This is a genomic window from Sorangium sp. So ce363 (assembly GCF_051520435.1).
Taxonomy (GTDB): Bacteria; Myxococcota_A; Polyangia; order Polyangiales; family Polyangiaceae; genus Sorangium; species Sorangium cellulosum_B.
In genome coordinates, this window is sequence record NZ_CP150333.1 from 3,781,426 (window position 1) to 3,804,051 (window position 22,626).

Genomic DNA, 22,626 nt, shown 5'->3' on the forward strand with positions numbered 1-22,626 from the left:
CGGGGGCGCGGCGCCTCGGGTCCGGCGGGTCCGGTCCTCTCGTACGCGCTTGATGTCCCGGGCGTTCCTCCTTACTACCGAGGCCGAGAGGAGTGATCCCGATGCTCAAGAGATTCCTGCGGGTAACCGACGTGCCGTTCTCGGCCTCGGTCGGGCTGCTCGCGCTGCGCGTCGTTATCGGCGTCGCGTTCATGTTTCACGGCTGGGGGAAGATCCAGGCCCCCTTCAGCTGGATGGGGCCCACCGCGCCCGTTCCGGGGTTCTTGCAAGGGCTGGCCGCGCTCTCGGAGTTCGGGGGCGGCCTTGCCTGGATCCTCGGCCTCCTGACGCCGGTCGCGTCGCTGGGCCTCGTCGCCACCATGGTCGTCGCGGTCTTGATGCACGTGTCGCGCGGCGATCCGTTCTTCGCGATGGGCGGACCCGCTTACGAGACGGCGGCGGTCTACCTCGCCATCTCCGTTGCGCTCCTCCTCGTCGGGCCGGGGAGGCTCTCCGTCGACGCGGCGGTCTTCGGGACGAAGCAGCGCTGAGCGCTCGCGCGCGCCCTCGCGCGATCCGCGCGAGGGCATCGCCGCCCGAGCTCGTGCGTCGGAGCCGAGCGCCGCTGCGCGCTCCGTCCGGCACGGCGGATGAGGTCGGCGCAGGCCGGAGCGCCTGATCCATCTGCGTCGGACAGCGCGTGCGCCGTCCGGTTTGCGCGTCTGAATTGCGCAGGTGGAGCCGCGCCGTCCCGGTAGCCCGGCACTATGCTCTGGCCGGGAGGACCCGATGGGAGACGGGGCGATGGTGCCTTCGAGCGGCGCGCGACGCGGTGTCGCCGTCGCGGCAACCTGCTCGCTCGTCCTTGGGTGCGTCGCCCTGCTCGGCTGGTGGATCGGGTCGACCACCCTCATCTCCATCGCGGACGGCCTGCCGAGCATGGTGCCCAACACCGCGGCGGCGCTCGTCCTGTCGAGCGTGTCGCTCTGGGTGCTGGGCGTGCGCGAGCGTCCGGCGCCGGTCCGCCGGCTGGGACAGGCGTGCGCCGCCGTCGTGATCGCGCTCGGCCTGGCGATCCTCGTGGAGTACGCCTTCGCGCGCGATTTCGGCGTCGATCGCCTGCTGCCCGCGGGGCGCATGGATTCCCCTGGCAAGCTCCCCGGCAGGCCCTCGCCGAACACCGCGCTCTGCTTAATCCTGATCGGCCTATCGCTCCTCTCGCTGCCCGTGAAGACGCGGCGAGCGTGCCTGCTCTCGGAGTGGAGCGCGCTCCTGGCCGCGGCGCTCGCGCTCGCCGCGCTGACTGGCTACGTGTTCGGCGTCGACTACTTCTACGGGCTTCCGGCGCTGCTCCCGTTCACGGGCATGGCGCTCCACACCGCGATCGCCTTTCTTGCCCTCTGCGCCGGGCTCCTCATGGCGCGGCCCGATTGCACGGCGCTCGCCACGCTGACGGCCAGCCGGCCCGGAGGCATCCTGCTGCGGCGCTTCCTGCCCTACGTCGTCCTCGTTCCGCTCGTGATCGGCCGTCTCGTCCTGGTCGGCGCGGATCGGGGGGCATACCCCCTCGCGGCGTCGTTCTGGTTCGCCTCCGCCATCACGACGCTCCTGCTCGGGGCCATGCTCTGGGTCAGCGCGGCGCGCATGAACCTCCTCGACGAGGCGCGGCAGCGCGCCGAGGAGGAGCGCGCCTTCCTCGCGACCGTCGCGCAGTCCTCGGACGACGCCGTGATGGGCACCGCCCTCGACGGGACCGTCCTGAGCTGGAACCCCGCGGCGGAGCGCCTTTTCGGCTACGACGCCAGCGAGGTGATCGGGAAGACGCTGCCCGTCCTGTGCCTGCCCGAGCGCGCCGGCGAGGCGGAGGCCGTCCTCGCGCGCCTGCGCCGCGGCGAGCGCGTCGAGCGCTTCGAGGCCGTGAGCCGGACCAAGGGCGGGGCGAGCATCGATATCGAGGTCACGGTGTCGTCGATCGCGGACGCATCGGGCCACGTCACCGGCGTCTCGATGATCTGCCGAGACATCGGGCGCCGCAAGGCGATGGACGCCGAGATCGCGAGCGCTCACGAGGCGGAGCGGCGTATCCGCTCGCAGCTCGAGGCCATCGGCACCGCGAGCGCGGCGGTCTCGGAGGCGCTGGCGCGCCTGCCGCGCTCCGAGTCGGGGGTGCGCTCCGTGCTGGAGGTCTTGACGCGGCACGCGAAGGAGATCGTGGGCGCCGACTACGCGGCGCTCGGCATCGGAGAGGACAGCCAGCGGCAGTTCGACGCCTGGGTCCCGAGCGGCGTCCCCGCGGAGCGGATCGCGCAGATCGGCGCGCTCCCGCGGCCCGTGGGCGTCCTCGGGGCGGTGGTCCGCGAGGGCCGAACGATCCGGCTCGCCGACGTCCGCGCGCACCCCGCCTATATCGGCCTGCCGCCGCACCACGACCCGATCGAGGCATTCCTGGGCGTGCCGATCCGGTTTCACGGCCGGAGCGTGGGCAACCTGTACCTTGGCAAGCGCCCCGGCCGCCCGCCGTTCACCGAGGACGACGAGCGCGTCGCGGACCTGCTCGCCGACCGGACCTGCGGCGCCCTCGAGACCGCGCGGCTGTACCGGGCCGAGGCGAACGAGCGAAAGCGGCTCGAGGCGATCGTGCAGCAGCTGCCTGAAGCGGCGATCCTCGTCGACGCCAAGGGGCGGCTCATCAGCTGCAACAAACTGGCGCTCCAGTACGCGTCGAGCGTCGTGGACGAGCCCGATCCCTGGGGCAACCGGCTGAGTTTCGAGCACAGGACGCCGGCGGGAGAGCCCCTCGTCTGGGACGAGCGCCCGCTGATCCGGGCCCTTGAGCGCGGGGAGGTCGTGGCGGGCGCCGAAGGGCTTCTGCGGCGCGCCGACCGGGGCCTCGTCCCGGTGCTGGTCAACGCGGCGCCGGTGCGCTCGGACGACGGCGAGCTCCAGGGCGCCGTCGCCGTCTTTCAGGACATCTCGGCGCTCAAGGAGATGGAGCGGCAGCGTCAGGAGTGGATCGGCGTCATCGCTCACGATCTCCGCCAGCCCATCCAGGTCATCGCGACCGCGAGCCAGCTCCTGGGTCGCGCGGCGGACGAGCAGGCCGTCGCCGACGGTCGAAAACAGCTCGACAGGATCACCTCGTCCATCGAGCGGCTGCGCCGCATGATCGACGACCTCCTCGACGCCTCGCGGATCGAGGCGCGGCAGCTCACGCTGGATCGTTCGCCGGTCAATCTGCGCGCGCAGCTCGGCGAGATCCTCGAGAAGTCGGCCGAGGTGACCGCGGGCCACGCCCTGCGCCTGGAGGTGAAGGGCGATGTGCCCGCCGTCCTGGCGGACCCCGGGCGGCTGGAGCAGATCGTCACCAACCTGCTCTCCAACGCGGCCAAGTACGGTCGACCGGAGGGCGACATCGCGGTCACGGTCAGCGCAGAGCGGGCCAGCGCGCACATCGCGGTGACCAACTGGGGCGGTGGTATCTCGGAGGCGTCGCTCCCGTACCTGTTCAAGCGCTTCTCGCGCGCGCCCGAGGTCGATCCGCGCAGCGTCCGCGGCGTCGGTCTCGGCCTCTACATCACGAAGGGCCTCGTGGAGGCCCACGGCGGCACCATCTCCGTCGAGAGCAGCCCTGGCGGCGCGACGACATTCCGCTTCTCGCTGCCGTTCGCGCCCGAGTTCGCGCGAGCCGCCGGGGCGTAGCGCGCAGGCAGCCCCTCTCTGCCCCTCTCTCCTGGTTCCTGCTCCACCGGCGACCCCATCCCGAGAAGGAGGCTCTCAGGCGGGCTCGTCAATCCGCCATCGGCGAGCTCGTCAATTAATCCTCCCAATCCTCCCAACATTGAATAGACGTTCGTCCTGCCGCTGTCCGTTCTCCGTATTCCGTTTTGCGGTGCTGCCATCCTTTCGCAGGTTTCTACGGCTCAGATCGTCAGAATGATGGCAGAAGGAACTTCCTGAGGTTCGTATCCTTGCTACACCTGAGATCCGCTCCGGCCCGACGCCGGAGCAGTAAGGTGGCGCAGCAGTGAATTCCTGGTTCTTGCAGGTGAGTAAGCGGCTGGGGCCCGCGGGGCGCCGGCTCTGGGTGCTTGGGTTCATGGGGGTGGTGCTTGCGGTCACGCTGGGGCTCGCGCTGCGCGCGGCTCGCGAGTCGTCCGCGCAGCGCACGGCGACGTACACGGAGCTCCTCCAGATCGCGCAGGCGGGGCAGGCGACCGCGGTCGAGGTGAGCGGGGATCGCTTCCTCGTGCGTCAGGCGGGCGGCGCCGCGGTGACGGCCGTCGTCGACGAGCCGACGCTCCGGCAGGAGCTGGTCTCCCGGTTCGCGGGCGCCGGCGCCTCGGTCGACTTCGCCTCCCAGGAGGATCCGTCGCGCGCCGCGTCCGCGGTGCTCCCGGTGGTCGTGCTGGCCGCGGTCGGCTTCGCGCTCTTCACGGTGAGCCGGCGGCGCAGCCCGAAGGTCTTCTCGGACGTGAAGGCCGGGGCGGCGCGGGCGGCGGTGCGCTTCGCCGACGTCGCGGGGATGCACGAGGTCAAGCAGGAGCTCGCCGAGACGGTCGAGTTCCTGAAGAGCCCCGATCGCTTCGCGCGCCTCGGCGGCCGCCCGCCGCGCGGCGTGCTGCTGACGGGCGAGCCCGGGACCGGCAAGACGCTGCTCGCGCGCGCCGTCGCGTGCGAGGCGGGCGTGCGGTTCCTCTCGGCGTCGGGGTCGAGCTTCCAGGAGATGTTCGTCGGCGTGGGCGCCTCCCGCGTCCGCGCGCTCTTCGCCGAGGCGCGCAAGTCCGCGCCGTGCATCGTCTTCATCGACGAGATCGACGCCGTGGGGCGGGCTCGCGCGAAGGGGCACGGCGACTCCGCCTCCGCGGAGCACGACCAGACGCTGAACCAGCTGCTCGTCGAGATGGACGGGTTTGACCACGAGACCGGCATCGTGGTCATCGCGTCGACCAACCGCGCCGACATGCTCGACCCGGCGCTGCTCCGGCCGGGGCGCTTCGACCGCAAGGTCACCGTGCCGCTCCCCGACGTGCGCGGCCGCGAGGAGATCCTCAACGTCCACGCCGGGCCGATCCCGCTCCAGGGGGAGGTCGATCTCAGCTACATCGCCCGCGGCACGCCGGGCTTCTCGGGCGCCGACCTGGCCAACCTCCTGAACGAGGCGGCCATCCTCGCGGCCCGCGAGGGCGCCGACGCGGTGGACCCGACGCACATCGACCGCGCGCGCGACCGGGTGCTCATGGGGCTCGAGCGCAAGGGGGTGCTCGTCGACGAGGACGAGCGTTATGCGACCGCCGTCCACGAGGCCGGGCACGTCGCGGTCGGGCTCCTCGCGCCGAGCTGCGATCCCGTGCACAAGGTGTCGATCCTGCCGCGGGGCCGCGCGCTCGGCGTGACCCAGGCGCTGCCCGAGAAGGATCGGCTGATGTACCGGAAAGAGTACCTCGAGGATCAGATCTGCATGCTGATGGGCGGCCGCGCCGCCGAGATGGTCGTCCTCGGGACGATGACGGCGGGCGCCTCGGACGACATCCAGCGCGCCTCGACGATCGCGTGGAAGATGGTCGCGGAGCTCGGCATGAGCCACCTCGGCCCCATCTGCGTCGGCGACGGGCACCCCTCGCGGAGCCCGGCCCTGCTCGACCGGGTCGACGAGACGGCGCGGGCGCTCACGGAAGCGCAGCTCTCGCGCGCCATCGAGATCGTGAGGTCCCGGCGCGGCGAGATCGAGGCGCTCGTCAGGGCGCTCCTCGAGAAGGAGACGCTCGGCATGGACGAGATCCAGGCCTGTTTCCCGGCCGATCGCAGGCCGCGCCCCGAAGGCCAGGCCGCCTGACCGGCGGAGGCTCGAGGACGCCGGAAAGGGAAGTCCTTTTCAGGCGTCCTCGGCGGCAGGCCGCCCGCTCGCCGCGAGCGCGTCCGGCGCTCTCCGCTCTCCCCTCTCGCCGCCGGACTCGACCCTTCCCCCTGCAGCCCAGCCGTCTCCTCTCGTCTCCGACGCTCCCGCGCGTGTGGCTGGCGTGTGAAGAGCCTGTTGTCCGAGATACGTTGTGCTCGGAAAGCTCGCTTCCCGGCCGCGCGCGCCGGATCCGAGCCGGTGCGGGGGCTTTGAGCCGCGGCGCGTCGCGCCTTCTTTTCCGTCCGGAGAGGGCAAATCTCCCCTTGCGATTGCCGGGCAAGCTGGTGAAGTGTGGCCACTTGCATGCATGGATTCCGTTTCGTTCGCGTGTCTCTCGACAGGGCACCCTCTCCGCGTTCGCCGATGGCCAGGCCTCTCTCCGGCCGCTCCCTGAGCCCGGCGCGGCCGTCGCGGGCTCTCCTGCCCCGCGTAGGTTCGGAGGCGTGCGGTGCCTGAGCCTCGGATACTGATCCTGTCGAACAGAGATCCGGAGGAAGTCGTCGACGAGCCGCCACTCGCGCAGCGGGTGGGGAGCGGGCGGCTCCGGCTCGGTCGCGAGGACGGCAGCGCGGTGGTCGCGGAGAGCGTGCTCGCGGCCCTCGCCGCGGCCCCGGGCGTGCGCGTGGCGCACCGGCCTGTGCTCCGGCCGAGCGAGGTGCTCGCGGCCATCGGCGACCATCGCCCGGACGTGATCTTCAACCTGTGCGAGGCGCTCGACGGCGACAGCCGCCACGAGGTCATGTGCGCGTGGCTGCTCGCGGGGCTCGATCTCCGCTTCACGGGCAGCGATCACGTCGCGCTCCGGAGCTGCCTGCACAAGGCCGAGGCGAACCGGATCCTCGCGCGCGCCGGCGTGCGCGTGCCGGCGACGGTGCGGGTCGAAGGCCCGGATCGCATCCCGGAGGTCGCGTTCCCGGTCATCGTCAAGCCGGAGCGCGAGGACGGCTCGATGGGCATCGATCGTGGCTCGGTCGTCCACGATCGCAGGGCGCTCCGCGACCAGGTCGCCGCGGTCGTCGCGCAGTGCCGCCAGCCGGTGGTGGTGCAGCGTTACGTGCACGGGCGGGAGATCTCGGTCTCGCTGCTCGGGTGGCCGACGCCGCGCGTGCTGCCGCCCGGCGAGGTCACCTTTCAGGGCCTGCCAGAGGGGCACCCGCACGTGGTCACGTACGAGTCGAAGTGGCGCCCGGAGACCGCCGCGTCGATCGGGACGCCCTCCTCGGCGGCGGTGCTGCGGCCGCTCGATCTGCGCCGGGTCGTCGCCGTGGGCCGCCGCGCGTTCGAGGTGCTCGGGCTGCGCGACTACGGCCGCGTGGACGTGCGGCTCGACGAGCGCGGCACGCCGCACGTCATCGACGTCAACCCGAACTGCGATCTCTCGCCGGACGCCGGCTTCGCGCGGGCGGCGGCGCGCGCCGGCCTGTCGTACGCCGACGTCGTCTGGGAGATCCTCCGCGCGGCGCTCGCCCGCGGCGCGCGCCACGACGATCTGCTCCGCGCGCGCGGCCGCGCGCCGGCGCGCGGCCGCGCGCCGGCGCGCGGCCGCGCCGCGGCGCGCTCCGCTGCCCGCGGCGCCCTCGCCGCCGCGCCCGAGGCGCCGTGATCACCCAGCGCGGCCTCCGCGCGGAAGATCGGCCGCTCATCGCCGCGCTGCTCGAGTCGGTCCCGGCGTTCACCGACGACGAGCGCGCGGTGGCGCTGGAGCTCGTCGACGTGACGCTCGGCCAGCCTTCGACGGACGGTTATGGCTACCGGTTCGTGCTGAGCTTCCAGGGCGCCTCGGGCGGCGACGGGGCGCCGCGGCTCCTCGGGTACCTCTGCTACGGCCGCACGCCGATGACGCAGTCCACGTACGACCTGTACTGGATCGCGACCTCGCCCGATTTCGCCCGGTCGGGGGTGGCGCGGGGGCTCGTGGCCACGATGGAGAGCGAGATCGCGCGCGAGGGCGGCGGCCTCGTGCGCGTGGAGACGGGCAGCCGGGAGGGGCACGGCGCGGCGGTGCGCTTCTACGACGCGGTGCAGTTCACGCGGGCGGCGGTCCTCGCCGACTTCTACGCGCCGGGCGACGATCTCATGATCTACACGAAGCGGGTCGCCCCGGCGGCGCCGGCGCGCGGCGAGGCGTCCGCGCGCGGCGAGGCGCCGGCGCGCGGCGAGGCGCCCGCGCGCGGCGAGGCGCCGGCGCGCGGCGATACGCCGCCGCCGGGCGAGCCTGCGCTCTACGACGCGGCGTTCGGCTACCGCGACTACGCCGCCGAGCGCGACTTCCTGCTCGCGTGCGCGCGCCGCTTCGGCGGCCGCCCGGTGCAGCGCGTCCTCTCGTGGGCCTGCGGGCCCGCGCGGCACCTGGAGGCCTTCGCGGAGCTCGGCGTCGGCTGCGCCGGCGCGGACGGCTCGGCGGCGATGATCGCCTTTGCGGAGCGCGCCGCGGGCGCCCGCGGCGCCGGGGCGTGCATCCGCTTCTCGTGCGCGGAGCTCGACGAGCGCCCGGACGTCGCGCCGGTCGATCTCTCGTTCGTGCCGCTCTCGGCGATCCACCAGCTGGCCACGCCGGCGGCGCTCGAGCGCCACCTCCGGCTCGCCGCCTCGCTGCTCCTGCCGGGCGGCGTCCACGTCATCGAGGCGACCCACCCCGCCGATCTCACGCCGTCCGGCGTGAACAGGACGGAGTGGACCGAGCTGCGTGGCGAGCAGTCGATCGACGCTCGGTTCCGCATCCACATCGAGCGGTCGACGCCCGATCGCGTGGTGCCCGTGACCCTCGAGGTGGTGTGCGCGGCCCGGCGCAACGGCGGCGCGCCGAGGGAGCTCTCGTCGATCCGGCAGGAGGCGACGTGGTACGTCCCGGACCTCGCCGGGTGGCGGCGCGTCGCGGAGCGGGTGCCGGAGCTCTCGCTGGTGGCGACGCTCGGCGACTTCAACGTCGACGTGCCGTTCGAGCACGCCGCGGCGTGGCGGCTGATCCTGGTGCTGAAGCGTCTCTGATCGACGCCGGGTGCGCCTGCGGTGGGCGCTTCCAGCGGGATCAGTTCAGGTCCCAGAAGTACTTGCCCCCGCTCGGCGGCGGCTCGTCCGCGCCGCCGCCGGGGCCGCCCGTGTCTCCGTCGCGCGTCAGCTGGAGCACCTCCTCGAGCGAGCTCGCCTCCTCGCGCCAGTACGCCTCCGTGCCGAAGTGCGGAAAGGTCCTCGGGAAGATGGGGTCGTGCCATCGCCGCGCGATCCACGCCGCGTAGTGGATCATGCGGAGCCCTCGGAGCGGCTCGATCAGCCCGAGGGTCGAGCGGTCGAAGCGGCGGAGCTCCTCGTAGCCCTCGATGAAGAGCTCGCGCTGCTGCCGGGCGGCCTCGTCGCGGCCGGGGAGGAGGAGCCACAGGTCCTGCACGGCGGGGCCGACGACCATGTCGTCGAAGTCGAGCACGCGGAGCGCGCCGTCGCGCAGGAGCAGGTTGCCCGGGTGCAGATCGCCGTGGATGCGGTGCACGTCGACGCCGCGCAGGCGCTCCTCGGCCGCGTCCGCGACGGCGCGCGCGGCCGCGAGGTACCGCCGCTCGACGGCCGCGGGGATGAGCTTGCGCTCGACGAGCCAGCCGAGGTCCTCGCGCGCGTAGGTGTCGGCGGAGAGCCGGACGCGGTGCTCGGCGGCGCTGGCCGCGCCCACGTTGTGGATGCGGGCGGCGAGCCTGCCGAGGCGCACGAACAGCTCGTCGCCGAGCTCGTCGGGGGCGCGGCCGCCCATGCGCTCGAAGAGGCAGTAGGGGATGTGGTCGATCTGCTTGAGCGTCTCGCCGTCGGGGAACGGGCGCGTCGGGCAGACGGGGATCTCGGCGTCCGCCAGCTCCGCGAGGAACCGGTGCTCCTCGAGGATCTGCTCCCGCGTCCAGCGCCCCGGCCGGTAGAACTTGGCGATGACGCGGGTGCGATCCTCGCGCTCGACCTCGTAGACGCGGTTCTCGAACGAGTTCAGCGGGTAGCAGACGCGGTTGCAGTGGACGCCCGCGGCCTCGACGGCCTCGATCACCTTGTGCGGCGTCAGCGACAGGAAGAGGTCGGTCGGGGTGGTGGTGCTCATGGTGGGGAGAGTTGAGCACCGACCGGCGTCGCGCTCGACGAGAACTTTCGCCGCGCGCTCCTGGAAGCCGTCGCCGCGCGGCGAGCGCCGTTGCCGCGCGGCGAGCGCCGTTGCCGCGCGGCGAGCGCCATTACCGGGCGGGCCCAGGGGCGCTGTGTCAAGCGCGGCCGTGATACGCTATCCTGAGGACCTCATGATGGAAGAAACGCAGCTTTCGTTTCGTCACCTCGAGATCAGCAGGCTCGAGGCGATGGTCGAGATCATGTTCCTCGCCGCATACGCTGACGGATCCATCAACGAGGCCGAGCGCGCCGAGCTCGCGCGGCACGTGACGGCCATGAGCGAGGGGCGGCTCGGGGCCGACCTCGTCGAGTCGCTCATCTCCATCATCGAGCGATCGGTGCGCGACGAGGGCAGGAGCGGCCGCTTCGCGGCGCTGCGCGTCCGCCTGCCCGACGTGCGGATGCGCGAGGCCGCGATCGAGCTGGCCGTCCGCCTCGTGGCCGCTGACGGCGTGATCCACGAGAGCGAGCACGCGCTGCTCGTCGAGGCGGCCAGGGCCCTCGAGGTGCCGATCGCGTTCAAGGGGCGCGTCGTGCCCGGCTCCGCCCGCTGAGCGGCGCGAGGGGGCGACCGCGCCGCGGCGATCCCGGCGCGCGCCCCGTGGGTGCCTCGCTGGCTATCGGGCGATCCTGACCGACATCCTGTGTCGATGTACCCGTAGAGCGCCGGTGTGGCGCGCAGGGAATGCGTCGTGCGACGACCGTTGCGCCGACGGATCGGTCGCGCGCTCGTCCCGGGACCGCGCCGGCGGACGACGCGCTGCGGCCACGGAAGACGCGCGCGCCGGTCGCGGCGGACGGCGCGCAGCCTCCGGGGCGAGCCGATGGCCGCGGGCGCCGGATCTGATGCCTCCACACCGCAATCCCGGCGCCGCGGCGGGCGGGAAAGAGGCGGATCTGCGGCGATTTTCATCGGCCTGCTCCTTGCAGCACACGTGGGCAAGGATATGGACAGCCACCGAACTGACAGCTCCACGACGCCACATGGCGGCTCGATGGATCCCGCGTCGAATCGATCCCGCCCCCCGAGCGGGGGCCGAGCCTCTCAGCGTGCATACCGCTCGCCGCGGTCTCCGCGCTGGCCCTCGTCTCACCGCCCTCCGTTCGAGCCAGTCGACCTCCGGACGTCGGGCCGCCTGTCGCGGCCGTCCGGCTCGGCCTTCCGTCATGGCGGGGACGTCGCGCCGCTGGAGACGCCGAGCGACGCTCCGGCCACCCCGGCGAGCGTACCGCCCGCCACGCTGCGGACCGGGCTTGCCGGAGCGCCGTCCGCTGCCGCCCTGGCGGTTCCTGCGAACGACCCGTGCTCCGCCGCGCTGCGGCGCTACGCCCCAGGCGACGTCCTCGGGGGGCGCTATCGCCTCACAGAGCTCCTCGGAGAGGGCAGCATGGGCGCCGTGTGGAAGGCGCGGAATCTCTCCCTGAGCCTTGATGTCGCGCTGAAGCTCATCCGTCGCGACTGCGCCGTCCCCGAGGCCACCTCGCGGCTGATCCGGGAGGCGCAGGCGACGGCGCGGGTGTCGCACCGCGCCGCGGTGCGGATCTTCGATCTCTGCTTCACGGAGGAGGGAGAGCCGTTCGCGGTGATGGAGCTCCTCCAGGGCCGGTCGCTCGCCCAGGCGCTCGCCGAATCGGGCGCGATGTCGCCCATCTCCGCGGTCCAGCTGCTCCTTCCCGTGATCGGCGCGCTCGGCGCGGCGCACGGCGCGGGGGTCGTGCACCGGGACGTGAAGCCGGCGAACATCGTCCTCGTGCGCGAGGGCCGCCGCACCGTCCCCAAGCTGATCGACTTCGGGATCGCGTTCACCGCGGTGCGCGCGGCGGGCGACGAGCGGAGGGAAACGCTGGTCGGGAGCCCGGCCTACATGGCGCCCGAGCAGGTCCGCGGCGGGCAGGAGTCGGACGCGCGCGCCGACGTGTGGAGCGCGTGCGTCGTGCTCTACGAGCTCGTGAGCAGCTGTCGCCCGTTCGGCGGCCCGAGCAGCATCTCCATCGTGCACGACGTGCTGCGCGCCGCCCCGCCGCGCCCGGAGGCCCTCGAGCTGCACCCGCGGCTCTGGGAGATCATCGAGCGCGGCCTGGCCAAGGACCCTGACGGGCGCTTCACGACCATGGCCGCGCTCGGCCGCGCGCTGGCCCAGTGGGCGATCGCGGCCGGGGTCGCCCACGACGTGACGGGCGCGTCCCTCGTCGACTACTGGCTGTCGTGAGAGGGGCTCTCAGTACGTCACGCCGCAGCCCTTCGCGTCGGCGAAGGCCTTGATCGTCTCGAGCTCGGCCGTGGTCGCGTCGCTGTAGGCCCAGCTGATCGCGCCCGCGTATCCCTGGCTGTACCAGCTCTCCAGGAGCGTCGGCAAAGCGGCCGTCGCCAGGCCGGCGATCGGGAAATCCCCCATGATGACGGGCTTGTCTGTGATGCCGTAGTCCTCGGGCGACTGGTTGTAGGGCCAGTACAGGTTGACCCGGTCGTTGATATGAAAGGTGTAGAAATCGACGTCGGTGTTGCGCCAGGACCGCGCCCACTTCATCGACGCCGAGCCGATCGTGACGAGCGCCGTGCTCTCCGCGCGCAGCGCCCGGATGGCCTCGCCGAGGAACGCCGTCATCTGCGCGTGCTCGATCGGATCCACCTGGGCGTCGGGCTCGTAGCGAGGGCCGTCGTCCGGGCTCGGTCCGGTCATGGCCAGCTCGGGCTCGTTGATCACGTCCCACGCGACCATCCGGTGCCGGTAGGGGCTCTGCGCGACGGCCCTGGCGATCGGCCGGACGACCTTGTCTATCAGCTTCGCGCGCCGCTTTGCGTCCTTCACGATGGGGGTGATACCGACGGTCTTCACGTCGGCGTCGAGCCGCGTCGGGTGGAAGTTGTCGAAGGAGAACAGGCAGAACACCAGGTTGACGTCCGCCTGCTCGGCGAGCTCGAGCGCCTTCTGGACGTCGCTCCGCGTCGTCCCGCCGAGGCCGGTCGGGTTCTCGCTCGTGTCGAAGACGACGCTCTCGCCCCGGATCTCCGGCAGCATCCACCACCGCACGACGCTCGCCCCGTGAGCACGGATGTCGGCGAGGTTCTTCGCGTGCGTCTCCACCTCGGCCGCGACGCCGCGCTTGTCCCACGCGGCGATGCCGCCGAAGTCGCCGGCGAAGTTGTGCCACGCATAGTTCATTCCGAACATGAAGCGCTTCTTGCAGCCGATCGTGATACCAGCGCTCTCAGCGGGGCACTCGTCGACACACTCCATGGTGTCGATCGGCGCGCCTCCCTGTCCTCCGTGGCCACCCTCGGAGGAAGCGCTCTCGCCGCCTCCGCCGCCGGCGCCGCCAGCGCCCTTGCCGGCCGCCCCGCCAGCAGGCGGGCTCACGCCAGTGCAGGCGACGAGGACCAGCGCGGCTATTGCGATGAGCGCGCGGAGACCCGGTGGGCAACGGAGTGTGTTCATAAGGACAGCGGGGTGATGGTACGCGTGCTGTCACGCAAACGCCATCGGATTCCCTGTTGCGCCGGTCGAGGACAGCGTCTGGCGAGATTGGCCAGATTGGCGAGACTGGCGAGATGCGCGACGTCGCGAGAAGGCGCGCTCGCTGTGCCCTCGCAATACCGGTTGTCCTCCCCACGAACAGTGCGTGTCGTCTGTGGGGTGGAGTGAGAGAGAGGGCGCCGGGCGCGCAGACGGGGCTCGTTTGGGGTGGGGGCGCGGGCAGCGAGCGGGCTGCGCGATGCGGGCAGGCCGGGCGGCGCAATGCGGGCAGGCTGGACGGCGGGCGACGCGGGGCGGCGCCGGCGGGGTTCCCCTTGAAACCTGCTTCCCCGCCCGGCTATGGGAGGGGCTCGGGCGCCGCTCGGGCCCCGAACGCCCCGCTTGCGGGAGGAGAACCACCGATCATGAAAGCGCGCGCAGCCGTGGCCCACAAGGCCGGCGAGAAGCTGACGGTCGAGGACGTTCAGGTGGAGGGCCCTCGCGAGGGCGAGGTCCTCATCGAGATCAAGGCAACGGGCGTCTGTCACACCGACGCTTACACGCTCTCAGGCAAGGATCCGGAGGGACTCTTCCCCGCGATCCTCGGCCATGAGGGCGCGGGCGTCGTCGTCGACGTCGGGCCGTCCGTGAAGAGCCTCAAGAAAGGCGATCACGTGATTCCCCTCTACACGCCCGAGTGCCGGCAGTGCTCTTATTGTACGAGCGGAAAGACCAACCTCTGCCAGGCCATCCGCGCCACGCAGGGGCGCGGGCTCATGCCGGACGGAACGAGCCGATTCTCGATCGGCAAGGAGCGGATTCACCATTACATGGGCACGTCGACCTTCTCGAGCTTCACCGTCCTGCCCGAGATCGCCGTCGCCAAGATCCGCGAGGACGCGCCGTTCGACAAGGTCTGTTATATCGGCTGCGGCGTGACGACGGGTATCGGCGCCGTCATCAACACCGCGCAGGTGAGGCCCGGCGACAACGTCGTGGTCTTCGGCCTCGGCGGCATCGGGCTGAACGTGATCCAGGGCGCCCGGATGGCCGGCGCCGACATCATCGTCGGCGTCGACATCAACCCGAAGCGCCGCGAGCTGGCCGAGAGGTTCGGCATGACCCACTTCGTCAACCCGAGCGAGGTGGCGGGGGATCTCGTGCCCTACCTCGTCGATCTGACCCGGGGCGGCGCCGATTTCAGCTTCGAGTGCATCGGCAACGTCAAGGTGATGCGCCAGGCGCTCGAGTGCTGCCACAAGGGCTGGGGGACGAGCATCATCATCGGCGTCGCGGGGGCCGGCGAGGAGATCTCCACGCGCCCCTTCCAGCTCGTCACCGGGCGCGTCTGGAAGGGCACCGCGTTCGGCGGCGCCAAGGGGCGCACCGACGTTCCCAAGATCGTCGACTGGTACATGGAGGGCAAGATCAAGATCGACGAGCTGATCACCCACACGATGCCGCTCGACGACATCAACCGCTCCTTCGACCTCATGCACGAAGGCGAGTCGATCCGCAGCGTCGTGCTCTTCTCCTGAAGCGACGCGGAGCTCGACGCCGGCCGCCTCGCGCGTGACCGCAGGGGCGGACGAGCGCGCCAGGCCGCTCGGCGCGCGGGCCTGGCGCGCGCCGGGCGCGGCGCGTGCTCCATGCCCGCGCGCCAGGCCTGCTCTCCGGGGCGCATGTCGGTGCCCTATCGGCGGCGACGGGTGCTGCAAAAATGCTGACCCATGTGACATCATTCGCCGCCATGGTCCATGTCACCTCCCTGGCGGGGCTGCCTGCCAACGCCCTCGCGGAGTCGAACGCGGCGATCGCGGCTTGCGATGCTGTCGTCCTCGTCGCGCCATCGCCCATCGCGAAGTACGCGGGGGGGCTCGGTTCCGCCGTGGGCGCGGCGGTCGAGGCTGCGGCGCGCGTCGACTCCGCGCTCGAGGGCAAGAGTGCTCCGGTCGTCCTGCCGGCGCCGGGGGTGCCTGGCGGGCGCCTGGTGCTCGCGCCGATGGGGCCGCTCTCGGAGGACATCGATGACGTCCGCTCCGTCGCGGAGGCCGCGGCGGCCGGCTTCGCGCGGGCGGTGGACGCGGGGGCGAGCCGGCCGCTGCTCGTCGTTCGCGCTCCGGTGGGCGCCGCGCCGCGGTTCGCGCGGGCCGTGGAGGTGGGCGCGCTCGCCGCGCTCGGGAGCCAGTGGACGCCGCTCGAGGCGCGGGAGGCGGAGATGGCCCCGCGCTCGGCCGAGTCGGTCGCGGTGCTCGGGCTGTCGGAGGCGCGCGCCCGCGAGATCGCGGCCATCGAGGTCGGTCGGGCGCTCTGCCGCGACATCACGGGCACCGAGCCGGAGCGGATGGCGCCCCGCCGCGTCGCCGAGCTGTGCGAGGCGGCGTTCGCCAGGACGGGGGTGCTCGTCAAGATCGAGCGCAACGTCGATGACTATCCGCTCATCAGCGCGGTCTCGCGGGCGTCGCGGGTCGTCGAGCGGCACCGGCCGTGCGTCGTGCGGCTCGACTACAGGCCTCGCGGGGAGATCCGGCGAACGGTGCTGCTCGCGGGCAAGGGCGTCACCTACGACACGGGCGGCGTCGATCTGAAGACCGACGGGCACATGGCCGGGATGTCCCGGGACAAGGGCGGCGCCGGCGCGGTCGCCGGCCTCGTGCGCGCGGCCGCGGCGCTCGGCCTGGAGGGCGTGCGCATCGTCGGGCTCCTCGGGCTCGTGCGCAACAGCATCGGCGAGGAGTCCTATGTGAGCGACGAGATCATCCGCAGCCGCGCCGGCGTGCGCGTTCGGATCGGCAACACCGACGCCGAGGGCCGCCTCATCCTGGCTGACCTGCTCGCGCTCGGGCGGGAGCTCGCCATGAGCGGCGCGGCCGACCCTATCCTGTTCTCGGTCGCGACGCTGACCGGGCACGTCTACCGCGCCCACGGGCCTTATACCGGCGCGATCGGCAACTCCGCCGCGCGGCTGGAGCTCGACAGGCTCGACGTCCTCGCGGAGCGCTGGGGCGAGCCGATGGAGCGCGTCCGGCCGCGGCGCGAGGACTACGCGTTCGTGGCGCCCCGGTCGAGCGCCGAGGACGTGGTCTCCTCGAACCGCCTCGCCTCGGTGAACACGCCGCGCGGGCACCAGTTCCCCTTCGCGTTCCTCGACATCGCCTCGGGGCTCAAGGGGGGGGCGCTGCCGTTCATCCACCTCGACATCGGCGGCGTCGGGGTCGAGTCGGCGGACTGGCAGTTCGGCCGCCCGACAGGCATCCCCATTCCGAGTCTGACAGCTTACCTCTCTGGCGAATCCTGACCGATAGGAGCGCGAAGGGGGAGACAGGGGGCCTTCCGAGCTCTCGTGGAGAATCGGGAAGGAGCCCGTGTTTTCCGCGCTCGATGGGCGGGTGATCCGTTCTTGGTGGCCGGGGTGGGGGGGCGGCTTGAGCGGATGTGTTGCGCGGTATCATCGGGGCGATGGGGGCGGCCGGCACGTCGCTGGCAAGCTGGGCCGTCATGCGGAGAACTCGCTCGACCACGACCGGCCATCGCGCATCGATCCCGCGCGCGCTCGCCGGGGGACTCGCCCTCGCGGCCACCGCGTGCAGCACGGGGGAACGGGGGATCAACCTGGATGTACCGCGCCTGCCGGCACAGCGCGACAGAGGTGATGTCCTGCCGGCTGTCACGAGCGACGGCGAGCAGGCCGAGCGCGCGCAGCCGGCGCCCGATACGACCGGGATCACGACCATGGCAGTCCCGATCGGAAGCACCGGATTTGCGCGTGGACGGTCGACGGTGGTCGTGAAGGGCTCGCTGGAGCGCGTGCGCGCCGCGGTGCTCTCGTTCGAGCGTTATCCGGAGTTCATGCCGCACTACAAGAAGTGCCGCCTGCTCGGGCGCACGCCCGCGGGCGGGTGGGATCTCTACATGGAGGTCTCGGCCCTTTCGGGCGCGGTCACGATGTGGGCGCGCATCGAGATCCAGAAGCCGGTCGTCGAGGATGGCGTCGAGACGTACTCGTCCCGGTTCATCTCCGGCAATGTGCAAGATCTCCAGGCCACCTGGCGGCTCGAGAAGATCGACGCCCAGTCGACCCGCCTGTCCCTCGAGGTGTTCCTCCGGCCGAAGCTGCCGCTTCCGAAGAGCCTCCTCAACGCGGAGAACCTGGACGGCTCCGCGCGCGCCGTCGCAGCCATCCGGGCGCGCGTCGAGCAGGCGCAGGACGGGAATCGCTGACGCGCGCGCGAGCGAGGCGGAGAGGCGGCGAGGCCGGCGTCACCCGCCCGAGGCGAGCCGCCGGACGGGGTTGGGCACGTCGAGCCGCGCCGCCGTGGCGCCGTAGACGACCCGCTCGGTGCCGGGGTCGCCCAGGAACTCGTAGGGAAAGCCGAGCGGCACGCGGCTCGCCGCGTCGAGCCTCTCGAGGGCCGCGGCGGGCAAGACGACGTCGAGGCAGCCCAGGCAGTCCTGCATCTGCTCGGGCTTCCGGGCGCCGATGATGGGGATCACCTGCGCCGGGCGCGACCTGAGCCACGCGAGCGCCACCTGCGCCGAGGAGCAGCCGAGCTCCTCGGCCACCGCGTCGACCGCGCGCGCGACGCGCAGGCCCCGCTCGTCCAGGCGCCCCTGGTTCATCGCTGCGCGCGCGGCGTCGTTGCCGCCACCCCGCGTGTACTTGCCCGTCAGCACGCCGCCGGCCATGGGCGCCCACGCGAGCACGCCCAGGCCGAGCCGGGATGCCATCGGGACGAGCTCCCGCTCCACCGTGCGCTCGATCAGGCTGTACTCGATCTCGATGCCGATGAAGTGCGACCAGCCCCGGAGCTCGGCGATCGCGTTCGCCCGGGAGACGACCCAGGCAGGCGCGTCGGACATGCCGACATAGAGCACCTTGCCCGCGCGCACCACGTCGTCGAGCGCGCGCATGAGCTCGGCCTCCGGCGTCGTCCAGTCCCACGCATGGACCCAGAGCAGATCGATGTAGTCCGTCCCCAGGCGCTTGAGGCTCGCCTCGACGGACTGGACAAGGTTCTTCCTGCCGTTGCCGCTCGCGCTCGGATCGGCGTCGTTCATGGAGAGCGAGTACTTCGTCGCGATGACCCACGCGCCGCGGTCTCCGCGGACGAGCTCCCCGACGATCCGCTCGGCGCTGCCGTTCGTGTACTTGTTGGCGGTGTCGATGAAGTTGCCGCCGCGGGCGCGGTACGCCTCGAGAATGCCGCGGCACGCCTCGGCCGAGGCGCCGAAGCCCCAGTCCTCGCCGAAGGTCATGGTGCCAAGGCTGATCTCCGAGACCTTGAGCCCGCTGCCGCCGAGCAGCTTGTAACGCATCTCCATGGTCGTCCTCCTCGGGCGCAGTCGTCGCCCGGCGACAGGCATCCTAGGGCGGGCGGGAAGGGCGCTATAGAACGCCGCTGCGCTCCCTGGAACCGGGCTGCTGCGTTGACCGGCCCCGCGCCGCGGGCGCATGCTGGGGCCGGCTCTCCGATGATGTCCCGCGTCTCCCGCAGCGCCATCCCGTTCGTCCGTGCCGGCACCCGCGAGCCCATCGAGGCGCTCCGGCAGGCGGAGATCCGCGCGTCCAGCCGCTCGCTGCGCTGGACCGGCATGGTGGCCGAGCTCGGCGTGAACCCGTCCTGGGAGACAGACCACCTCGCCGTCGCCGGCCACTACATCGCCATCAACCTCGCGGACGCGCCGCTGCGCTTCGAGCGAAAGGGCCAGCGCGGCTTCGAGCGCGTGGAGATGCCGCCCGGCAGCCTCTGGCTCCAGCCCGCGGAGGTGCCTTTCTCCCATCGCGTGAGCGAGCCCACGATCTATGGCGCGCTCGTGCTCGACCCCGCGCGGCTCGCGCGGCTCGCAGGGGTGCGGGAGCTGCTGATCGAGCCCCGCGTGGGGCTCGTGGACGCCCAGATCGAGCATGTGCTCCGCGCGCTGCTGGTCGAGGTCTCGCGCGGCGGCGCCACGGGCGCGCTCTTCGCGGACGCGATGCTCTCCGGGCTCGCGGCGCGCCTCGGCGCCCGCCATGCGGTCCAGGCGGAGCGGCCGGCTCGGGGCGGGCTCTCCCCTGCGACGCTGCGGCGCTTGCTCGACTACATCGAGGCGCACCTCGGCGACGATTTCGGGCTGGAGGCGCTCTCCGGCGTGGCCGGGCTGAGCCCCGCGCACATGGCGCGGGAGTTCAAGCGAGCGCTGGGGGAGCCGCCGCTCGCCTACGTGACGCGGCGGCGGCTCGATCGCGCGCGCGAGGCGCTGCTCGCCGGCGACCGCCCGATCGGGGAGCTCGCGCGCGCGCTCGGCTTCGCCGACCAGAGCCACCTGACACGGCTCTTCAAGCGGCGGTTCGGGATCACCCCGGGCGCCCTCGCCCGTACCCGGTGATCGCCCCCGGCGGCGCGAGGCGCTCGCCGCTCAGGGCAGCCGGGTGCTGAGGTTGGCTATCCCGTCCGAAGGGCCGTCGAGGGGAGGGGAGCCGAGCGTCCATTTGCGGACCGGCGTGCCCGGCGGCAGGCCGACGTAGTTGTGGCGGTGCCGGGACCCGTTGAGGTGCGCCCGGTTGCCGGTGAAGGCGCTGAGCCCCGCGGGATCGTCGTTCTGGATGCCGTAAAGCGTGTTCCTCGACAGCGTGTTTCCCTCGACCAGCGCGCGCGCGCAGGCCCTCAGCCAGATCCCTTTGCCGTCGTTGTTCGCGGACTGGCAGCCGATGATCCTCGCGTCGCTCTGCCTCTCGAGCAGGAACCCCGCGCCCTTCTGAGGATCGCCGCGCGACGGACCGGCGTCGACGGGCGGGGCCGGCGGCTGCACGAACAGGGGCGTGCGGTGGACCGTGTTGCCGTCGGCGATGCAGTCGACGAACGCGTTGCCCTCGCCGCCCACGAGGCCGCCCTGCGGATCCGCGAGCGGCGTCGACGCGATGAACCCGGCCGCGAGCCCGTCGTCCTCGGCGGTCCCGCTCGCGTTCCTGTTCCCCACGGCCACGCAGCGCCTCAGCACCACGTGGCGGGTCGCGTGGAGCGCGAAGCCGCCGGCGGGCGCGTTCGCGCTCGCGCCGTGGTTGCCGATCGCGCGGCAACCCTCGAGAAGCCCGCGGTACACCGCCCTGCCGATGCGAAAGCCGAGCGCGGAGAAGTCCTTGACCGCATCGGCGGAGGCGGCCGGGTTCGCGTTGTAGTTCCCGTCCGCCTCGCACTCGACCATCTCCAGGTTGCTCGTTGTCGAGATGTTGAACCCGCACGCGCGGTTCCCGGTGAGCGTGAAGTTCCGGTTCGCCCTGCAGCGCAGGAATTTGTAGTTCTCTCCCCACGCGAAGAAGCCGGCCGGCTCTCCGCCCGACGTGTTGTCGTGCGCCTCGCAGTCCTCCACGAGCACGTTGCGGCAGATGACGAAGTCGGCGCCGACGACGTTGAACTGCACGCCGCTCGGCTGGGCGCTGGTGTTCGCCGTGCGGTTGAACACGCACCCTTTGACCTGCACGTCGTCGCAGAACAGGACGAGCGCGCCCAGCGTCACGACGAAATCGAGCCGGCTCGTGTTCTCCGAGCACACGCAGTTGATCATCCGGATCCCTTCGGCGAAGGCGACGCCGCCGGCCGCGTCCCGGGCGCCCATCACGAAGATCCCGCCGTTGCGGCACAGGAAGCCCGTGTCGAACACGCCGTCGCCGCCGCACCGCCGGACCGACAGATCGAGCAGATCCAGCTGGCTGCACGCCCTGGCGGCGATCCCCACCCCCTGGATCCCGAGCACGCTGCCGTTCCTGATGACGAGCCGCGACCTCCCCTCGGCGAGCACGCCCACGTTCCCGGAGACGACCTCGCCCCGGCAAGGCCTCGCGCCCGGGTCGGGGGCGACGACGGGCGCCGGAGGGTCGATCTGCCGCAGCGTCCTGCCGCACAGGTCGAGGGTGACGTCGTCGCTCGCGATCGTGATGGCCCGCGCGTTCGCGTCGTGCGCCACCCAGTCGACGTCTTCCACGAGGGTGTACACGCCGGGCGCCGTGATGACGAAGGGGACGCGGCGCTCCGGGTCCGGTCCGCCGTTGATGTCCTGCGCCGTGATCGGCGTCGCGGGGAGGCGCGCGCTGGCGCCGGGGAGCTCGCTCATGGTCCTCGGCCGGGAGTCTACGCCGTTCAGCCCGCTCCGCGCCGCGCTGGCGAGCGCGCGCCTCACTGGATCGGCACCGCGCGCAGCGACTCGGCGAGCTTCGCGTAGAGCGAGCTCCGCGGGTCGTCGCGCCGGTAGATGAGCCGGAAATGATCGCGCGCGAGGGGCGCGGACGGCAGGAGCCGCTTCAGCTTGCCGCCGCGGAGCTCGGCGGCGACCATGTGGCGCGGCAGCACGGCGACGCCCTCGCCGGCGAGCACCAGCGCCTTGATGGCGGCGCCCAGCCCCACCCAGCGGTGCCGCGCGAACGCGAAGCAGCCGGCGCCGCCCGCCTGATCCGCGAGGTACCGGAACAGCGGCATGGTCGGGTCGATGTCGAGCAGGCAGTGCCGCGACGCGTGCTCCGGGCGGGCGAACGCCTCGCGCCGGAGCAGCTTGGGGGAGGCGACGAACGCGTAGCGCTCCTCGTGCAGCGTCTCCGCCGCCAGGCTCGTCGCGCTCCAGCGCGCGCTGGTGACGACGCAATCGACGCTGCGGTCGTAGAGGCGCTTCAGCAGGTCGTCGGAGGCGCCGAAGTAGAGGTGGAGCGTCAGCTCGGGGCGCCGCCGTGTCAGCGCGCCGAGCTGGGGGACGATCCACGACATCCCGAGCTCGAACCGCGTGCCGAGCGTCAGCTCGACCGGAGCGGGCGCGGGGCCCATCGCGCTGCGGAGGCAGTCCTCGGCGAGCGCCAGGCACTGGCGGGCGCGCGGCAGCAAGGCGAGCCCGCGCGGCGTCAGCTGCACCCGGCGCGTGGTGCGCTCGAACAGCGGAGCGCCGACCTGCTCCTCGATCTGCCGGATGCGCTGGCCGAACGCGGCGGGGCTGAGCGCGACGGCGCGCGCTGCGGTCCGGAAGTTCAGCGTCCGCGCCGCGGCCTCGAAGCAGGCGAGGTTCTCCAAGGAAGGGAGCAGCATCGCGGCATCGTATCGTTCTGCGCAACAATCCCGGCCGTAAAATACGGGATCGCGCCGGCCACGGCGCGCGGTCTACCTCGCGCCGCGGCCGGCGCGCGTGATCCGGAGGGCTCGGGTC

Annotated in this window: 16 protein-coding genes; 11 read left to right on the forward strand and 5 right to left on the reverse strand. The window is 72.4% G+C overall.

Going from position 1 to position 22,626, the window contains the following annotated elements:
• The first annotated feature begins 101 nt into the window (after positions 1-101).
• From WMF12_RS14495 to WMF12_RS14515, 5 genes are all read left to right on the forward strand, one after another.
• Complete coding sequence (locus WMF12_RS14495) at positions 102-530, forward strand: DoxX family protein (protein ID WP_437872079.1); 429 nt, start codon at positions 102-104, stop codon at positions 528-530.
• 238 nt (positions 531-768) lie between these two features.
• Complete coding sequence (locus WMF12_RS14500) at positions 769-3,678, forward strand: PAS domain S-box protein (protein ID WP_437872081.1); 2,910 nt, start codon at positions 769-771, stop codon at positions 3,676-3,678.
• A 346-nt stretch (positions 3,679-4,024) separates the two neighbouring features.
• Positions 4,025-5,812 (forward strand): ATP-dependent zinc metalloprotease FtsH, encoded by a 1,788-nt coding sequence (gene ftsH / locus WMF12_RS14505; protein ID WP_437872083.1) that lies wholly within the window; start codon positions 4,025-4,027, stop codon positions 5,810-5,812.
• Positions 5,813-6,323: 511 nt separating this feature from the next.
• Positions 6,324-7,478, forward strand: coding sequence for a D-alanine--D-alanine ligase family protein (locus WMF12_RS14510; protein ID WP_437872084.1), 1,155 nt, complete (start codon positions 6,324-6,326; stop codon positions 7,476-7,478).
• Positions 7,475-8,863, forward strand: a complete 1,389-nt coding sequence (locus tag WMF12_RS14515) for a GNAT family N-acetyltransferase (RefSeq protein WP_437872086.1) — start codon at positions 7,475-7,477, stop codon at positions 8,861-8,863. Before WMF12_RS14510 ends, WMF12_RS14515 begins: the two co-directional genes overlap by 4 nt.
• Positions 8,864-8,903: 40 nt before the next feature.
• Here the strand turns inward: WMF12_RS14515 and WMF12_RS14520 are convergent, their stop codons facing one another.
• Positions 8,904-9,947: a serine/threonine protein kinase gene (locus WMF12_RS14520; RefSeq protein ID WP_437872089.1), complete on the reverse strand. Its 1,044-nt coding sequence runs from the start codon at positions 9,945-9,947 to the stop codon at positions 8,904-8,906.
• Positions 9,948-10,140: 193 nt separating this feature from the next.
• Here WMF12_RS14520 and WMF12_RS14525 point away from each other — a divergent pair, with 193 nt between their 5' ends.
• Both WMF12_RS14525 and WMF12_RS14530 read left to right on the forward strand, forming a co-directional pair.
• Positions 10,141-10,563: a tellurite resistance TerB family protein gene (locus tag WMF12_RS14525; protein ID WP_437746268.1), complete on the forward strand. Its 423-nt coding sequence runs from the start codon at positions 10,141-10,143 to the stop codon at positions 10,561-10,563.
• Positions 10,564-11,325: 762 nt separating this feature from the next.
• On the forward strand, positions 11,326-12,219 hold the full coding sequence (locus WMF12_RS14530) for a serine/threonine-protein kinase (RefSeq protein WP_437747980.1): 894 nt from the start codon (positions 11,326-11,328) through the stop codon (positions 12,217-12,219).
• 9 nt (positions 12,220-12,228) lie between these two features.
• On the opposite strand, the gene WMF12_RS14535 is transcribed toward WMF12_RS14530, so the two are convergent.
• The gene (locus WMF12_RS14535) at positions 12,229-13,446 is read right to left on the reverse strand and encodes a hypothetical protein (protein ID WP_437872092.1); all 1,218 of its coding nucleotides are present in this window, start codon (positions 13,444-13,446) and stop codon (positions 12,229-12,231) included.
• Between the two features lie 443 nt (positions 13,447-13,889).
• On the opposite strand from WMF12_RS14535, the gene WMF12_RS14540 reads away from it, so the two are divergent.
• From WMF12_RS14540 to WMF12_RS14550, 3 genes are all read left to right on the forward strand, one after another.
• Complete coding sequence (locus WMF12_RS14540) at positions 13,890-15,002, forward strand: S-(hydroxymethyl)glutathione dehydrogenase/class III alcohol dehydrogenase (RefSeq protein ID WP_437872094.1); 1,113 nt, start codon at positions 13,890-13,892, stop codon at positions 15,000-15,002.
• 212 nt (positions 15,003-15,214) lie between these two features.
• A complete protein-coding gene (locus tag WMF12_RS14545) occupies positions 15,215-16,762 on the forward strand; it encodes an aminopeptidase (protein WP_437872095.1) in 1,548 nt (515 codons plus the stop codon).
• A gap of 200 nt (positions 16,763-16,962) precedes the next feature.
• Positions 16,963-17,685 (forward strand): type II toxin-antitoxin system RatA family toxin, encoded by a 723-nt coding sequence (locus WMF12_RS14550; protein ID WP_437872097.1) that lies wholly within the window; start codon positions 16,963-16,965, stop codon positions 17,683-17,685.
• 39 nt (positions 17,686-17,724) lie between these two features.
• Here WMF12_RS14550 and WMF12_RS14555 read toward each other — a convergent pair whose 3' ends face one another.
• A complete protein-coding gene (locus WMF12_RS14555) occupies positions 17,725-18,780 on the reverse strand; it encodes an aldo/keto reductase (RefSeq protein ID WP_437747981.1) in 1,056 nt (351 codons plus the stop codon).
• Between the two features lie 159 nt (positions 18,781-18,939).
• Here WMF12_RS14555 and WMF12_RS14560 point away from each other — a divergent pair, with 159 nt between their 5' ends.
• On the forward strand, positions 18,940-19,830 hold the full coding sequence (locus tag WMF12_RS14560; protein ID WP_437872098.1) for a helix-turn-helix domain-containing protein: 891 nt from the start codon (positions 18,940-18,942) through the stop codon (positions 19,828-19,830).
• Between the two features lie 30 nt (positions 19,831-19,860).
• On the opposite strand, the gene WMF12_RS14565 is transcribed toward WMF12_RS14560, so the two are convergent.
• Positions 19,861-21,552, reverse strand: coding sequence for a right-handed parallel beta-helix repeat-containing protein (locus tag WMF12_RS14565; protein ID WP_437872100.1), 1,692 nt, complete (start codon positions 21,550-21,552; stop codon positions 19,861-19,863).
• Between the two features lie 62 nt (positions 21,553-21,614).
• On the reverse strand, positions 21,615-22,508 hold the full coding sequence (locus tag WMF12_RS14570; protein WP_437872101.1) for a LysR family transcriptional regulator: 894 nt from the start codon (positions 22,506-22,508) through the stop codon (positions 21,615-21,617).
• Positions 22,509-22,626 lie beyond the last annotated feature (118 nt).

Bases quoted from the DNA above. Each gene is read 5' to 3' on its own strand.
- WMF12_RS14560 (WP_437872098.1), top strand. From the start codon at position 18,940: ATGTCCCGCGTCTCCCGCAGCGCCATCCCGTTCGTCCGTGCCGGCACC.
- WMF12_RS14520 (WP_437872089.1), bottom strand. From the start codon at position 9,947: ATGAGCACCACCACCCCGACCGACCTCTTCCTGTCGCTGACGCCGCAC.
- WMF12_RS14570 (WP_437872101.1), bottom strand. From the start codon at position 22,508: ATGCTGCTCCCTTCCTTGGAGAACCTCGCCTGCTTCGAGGCCGCGGCG.
- WMF12_RS14495 (WP_437872079.1), top strand. From the start codon at position 102: ATGCTCAAGAGATTCCTGCGGGTAACCGACGTGCCGTTCTCGGCCTCG.
- WMF12_RS14525 (WP_437746268.1), top strand. From the start codon at position 10,141: ATGATGGAAGAAACGCAGCTTTCGTTTCGTCACCTCGAGATCAGCAGG.
- WMF12_RS14540 (WP_437872094.1), top strand. From the start codon at position 13,890: ATGAAAGCGCGCGCAGCCGTGGCCCACAAGGCCGGCGAGAAGCTGACG.
- WMF12_RS14565 (WP_437872100.1), bottom strand. From the start codon at position 21,552: ATGAGCGAGCTCCCCGGCGCCAGCGCGCGCCTCCCCGCGACGCCGATC.
- WMF12_RS14555 (WP_437747981.1), bottom strand. From the start codon at position 18,780: ATGCGTTACAAGCTGCTCGGCGGCAGCGGGCTCAAGGTCTCGGAGATC.
- WMF12_RS14545 (WP_437872095.1), top strand. From the start codon at position 15,215: ATGGTCCATGTCACCTCCCTGGCGGGGCTGCCTGCCAACGCCCTCGCG.
- WMF12_RS14535 (WP_437872092.1), bottom strand. From the start codon at position 13,446: ATGAACACACTCCGTTGCCCACCGGGTCTCCGCGCGCTCATCGCAATA.
- WMF12_RS14500 (WP_437872081.1), top strand. From the start codon at position 769: ATGGGAGACGGGGCGATGGTGCCTTCGAGCGGCGCGCGACGCGGTGTC.
- WMF12_RS14550 (WP_437872097.1), top strand. From the start codon at position 16,963: ATGCGGAGAACTCGCTCGACCACGACCGGCCATCGCGCATCGATCCCG.